Genomic DNA, 3,576 nt, shown 5'->3' on the forward strand with positions numbered 1-3,576 from the left:
CTCGCTCATCAGGTCATCGCCCTTGTGCATGTCGGCGACGGCCGCTTCGAGCTTGGTGGCATCGTCCTCGAGCTTGAGCGCCTTGGCAAATGCGGCGACCGTACCAAAACCGGTAATCCCATAATGCGTCATGCGCTGGTACTGGGCGATGATCGCCGCGTCGAGCACCGGCCCAGACTTGGGCGCTTCCTCGATGGTGTGCTTGAGGGCTTCGGCCACCAAGCCTTCCATGCCCTTGCAATGCTCCTTCTTGAGCTTTTCGTCCTGTGCCTCGATGAGCGCCTTCAGCACGTCGGTGTGCTTCGCAATGCCGTCCTGCGACGACTGGAGCATGTCCTTCAGCTTATCGTTGGTCGCCTGCTTGACGATCTTCTTCAATGCCTTGGCCATCTGGTCGTTGGCCGACCACAAGTCCTTCAGCTCGTCGACATACAGTTCCTGAAGCGTCTCGATTTCCGCCATCGTCCATCTCCTGTTGCGGGGTGATGCCGATCAACGATGATGGAGATCAAACGGTCCGCTTCCTGGCAACAGGACGCGGCGATCATGGTAGCGGGATGGCGGCACCTGCGGGCAACCCCGGCCTCGCTGGCGTGTTCTCACTACCTGCGTCTCATCAGTTCGTGATTATGGACGCTCAACGGAGAGCGGAACGATGCCCAAGGCCGAAGAACTAACTAGCGCGCTTGATACAGCTCTCACCACTGCGCGGGCCGAATACCGCAAGGCGGTGCTTGAGCTTGCCACCCTTGAGGCGGGCAAGGACACCTCTTCCGATCGCGAGCCTGCCGATGTCGACCACATCCACCATGCCCGTACCCGGGTGATTGCGCTCGACGCCGCTCGCGAGGAACTGCATCATATGGTCAACGACGGCGCCCCACTTAAGGGTTGAGCGCCAAGAGCGCTCCATGGCCGGCGCCTACAGGGCAGCGATCATAAATAACATCAGCGTCGGAAAGATGAAGAGTAACGGATCAAATGCGTGCCGGCTATTGGATGCGCAGCAGCTGGCCCAAACATGAACGATAAGTCATTATCCGTGCCGGAACACAATCGTCCGTATCTTTGTTGGCGCGGTAGTCGACGGAACCTTCCGGGTTCGGCACTTAAGGGATCTTCATGGCAGCGGATGTGGTTACGATCTCGTCTGGGAAACTGAATGCAGGAATCTCAATGCTCGGCGCCGAGCTTCAGCATCTAAGCGATGTCAACGGACATGATTTGCAGTGGAATGGTGACCCCGCGGTTTGGCGCGGTCGCGCGCCGATCCTGTTTCCGGTCATCGGGCTACTTGAAGGCGGCTGCTACCGGCTTGATGGTGTCAGCTACGCGATGCCCAAGCACGGCTTTGCCCGCCACTCGACGTTTGAGTTGGTAGCTCATGAAGACTATGCCGCAACGTTGCGGCTGAAGGCTTCGGAAGCAACGCGGCAGATCTACCCTTTCGAATTCCAACTCGACATCCGCTTTGCCCTCATTGACGCCACGCTGAGCGTTGAGGCCACCATCGGCAACGAAGGTGAAGTCTCGATGCCCGCGAGCTTTGGCTTTCACCCCGCGCTGCGATGGCCGCTTCCGTTCGGGCAACCCCGCGCGGCGCATGCTGTTCACTTCGCGCAGAATGAGCCGGAACCGATCCGTCGCATCGACACAAATGGCTTCCTGCTCCCCGAGCCTCACCCCACGCCGGTCAGCGGAAACACCCTAATACTCCGGGATGACCTGTTCATCGACGATGCCCTGATCTTTGATCGGCTTGAGAGCAGGCGCGTATCGTACGGTGCGTCGAGCGGGCCTCTGCTGGAGGTTGAATTCGCCGACTTCCCAACGTTGGGCGTCTGGACCAAGCCTGGCGCCGGCTTCGTTTGCATCGAGCCTTGGCAAGGCTTTTCAGATCCTGTCGGCTTTGCAGGCGATATTCGAGACAAGCCGGGGATGATGCAAATCGCACCCCACGCGAGCAAACAGCTCGCCATGAACATCACGTTGGCTGGTTGATGCCAGTCACCACCGGAGACCCGACAATGTTCGACAATGCTGTTGCAATCGTGACCGGCGGAGAATCCGGCATCGGCGCGGCGTGCGCCAAAGCGCTTGGCGAGAGTGGGGCACGTGTGATCGTGACCTACTACAAAGACGAAGCTGCAGCCAAGCGAGTGTGTGCTTCGATCGGCGGTGAAGGGCGTGCGATCGCAGTGCAGACTGACGTCGGCAACGAGGCGGCGGTCGCCGCATTGTTCGATGCAGCCGAGGCGGCGTTCGGCACGGCGAGCCTGCTGGTCAACTCCGCCGGTCTCAACATGAGCGGTGTGCTGCTCGCCGACATGGAACTCGCGCAGTTTGACCGTGTGATGCGCTCCGACCTCTACGGCCCTTTCCTGACTTGCCGGGCACTTGTGCGCCGGCTTGAAGCGAAGGGCATGAAGGGTCGCATCGTCAACATCTCCTCGATCCACGAACGAGCGCCACGCCCAGGCGGCGTGGATTATGATTCAGCTAAAGGCGGCCTGTCACAGCTAACCGCTACGCTCGCGCTTGAACTCGCGCCCAAGGGAATTGCAGTCAACGGGGTCGCGCCGGGCATGATCCTGACGCCTATGAACCAGAGTGCTCTCGACAATGCGGATGAGCTCAAGGCCAAGGAAGCGGCGATACCGTGGGGCCGAGCCGGCCGCCCTGACGAGGTTGCAGCGCTCGTCAACTTCCTGCTGTCACCTGCCGCGGACTATATCAGCGGTACCACCGTCACGATCGATGGCGCGCTATCGCTCACTGTTGCGCAAGGGGCATGACTGTGGCGTTGGACTTCAACGTTGAGCAAATCGATCCGATCGCAATGGTCGGCAACGAAGCGGTTTCGCGCCGTGACCTGATGAGCCCGTACGTTTGGCAATTAGATGACGGCACCTACGCCATGCTTGTGCGCGCCGTGCCGCGGCTGGGCGAGACAGGTGACACTGGCACCATCTGGTATGCGACAAGCAGCGACGGGCTGCGCTTCAACGCCTCCGACACACCGGTGCTTTCACCCGGACCTGGGGCGGACGATATAGGCGGTTGCGAAGATCCAACGCCGGTGTTCCGGGACGACGGCAGCGTGGTTATTTATTATACGGGCGTCGATGCGACGCGAAGCCACGGCGAGATGCTGTATGCCACGGGCACTTCGATCGATCGGCTGGAAAAGCAGGGCGTTGCAATGCCGAATACGCCTTCGCAGGGCAACATAAAGGAAGCCACGCTCGATCGCACGGTAAGCGGCGGGTGGCGCATGTTCTATGAGTTCGCGCGCAGTGAGGCGTCGCTGATTGGGCTTGCGGTAAGCAATGGCGTGGCAGGTCCTTGGACGGACGAAAGCGACCCATTCCTGCCGCGTCCCGACAGCTGGGACAGCTGGCACCTTTCGACAGGTCCTCTGCTGACCAGCGACAAGGATCGTCCAGTGATGTTCTACAACGGCGCCACCCACGATGCACGCTGGCGGATCGGGTGGATCGCATTCGACGCGGAGTATGCGCACGTTGTCGCCAGGTGCATCGAGCCGCTCATCACCCCGCCCCCGGCGCTGGAACG

General features: G+C 60.6%; 5 protein-coding genes. 4 read left to right on the forward strand and 1 reads right to left on the reverse strand.

Features of this window, described 5'->3' with window-relative positions:
• A partial coding sequence (locus tag OXR60_RS19700; protein ID WP_267397755.1) for a DUF892 family protein occupies positions 1–462 on the reverse strand: 462 nt, incomplete at its 3' end.
• Positions 463–655: 193 nt separating this feature from the next.
• On the opposite strand from OXR60_RS19700, the gene OXR60_RS19705 reads away from it, so the two are divergent.
• The 4 genes from OXR60_RS19705 to OXR60_RS19720 form a co-directional block, all read left to right on the forward strand.
• Positions 656–895 (forward strand): hypothetical protein, encoded by a 240-nt coding sequence (locus OXR60_RS19705; protein ID WP_267397756.1) that lies wholly within the window; start codon positions 656–658, stop codon positions 893–895.
• A 227-nt stretch (positions 896–1,122) separates the two neighbouring features.
• Entirely contained in the window at positions 1,123–2,001 is an 879-nt protein-coding gene (locus tag OXR60_RS19710; RefSeq protein ID WP_267397757.1) for an aldose 1-epimerase family protein, read from the forward strand.
• Positions 2,002–2,027: 26 nt separating this feature from the next.
• Positions 2,028–2,795, forward strand: coding sequence for an SDR family oxidoreductase (locus OXR60_RS19715; protein WP_267397759.1), 768 nt, complete (start codon positions 2,028–2,030; stop codon positions 2,793–2,795).
• Positions 2,792–3,576 (forward strand): glycosidase (locus tag OXR60_RS19720; RefSeq protein WP_267397760.1); only part of this gene is annotated, 785 nt, incomplete at its 3' end. The genes OXR60_RS19715 and OXR60_RS19720, both read left to right, overlap by 4 nt.

It is taken from the genome of Sphingomonas sp. GC_Shp_5, from assembly GCF_026540855.1.
Taxonomy (GTDB): Bacteria; Pseudomonadota; Alphaproteobacteria; order Sphingomonadales; family Sphingomonadaceae; genus Sphingomonas.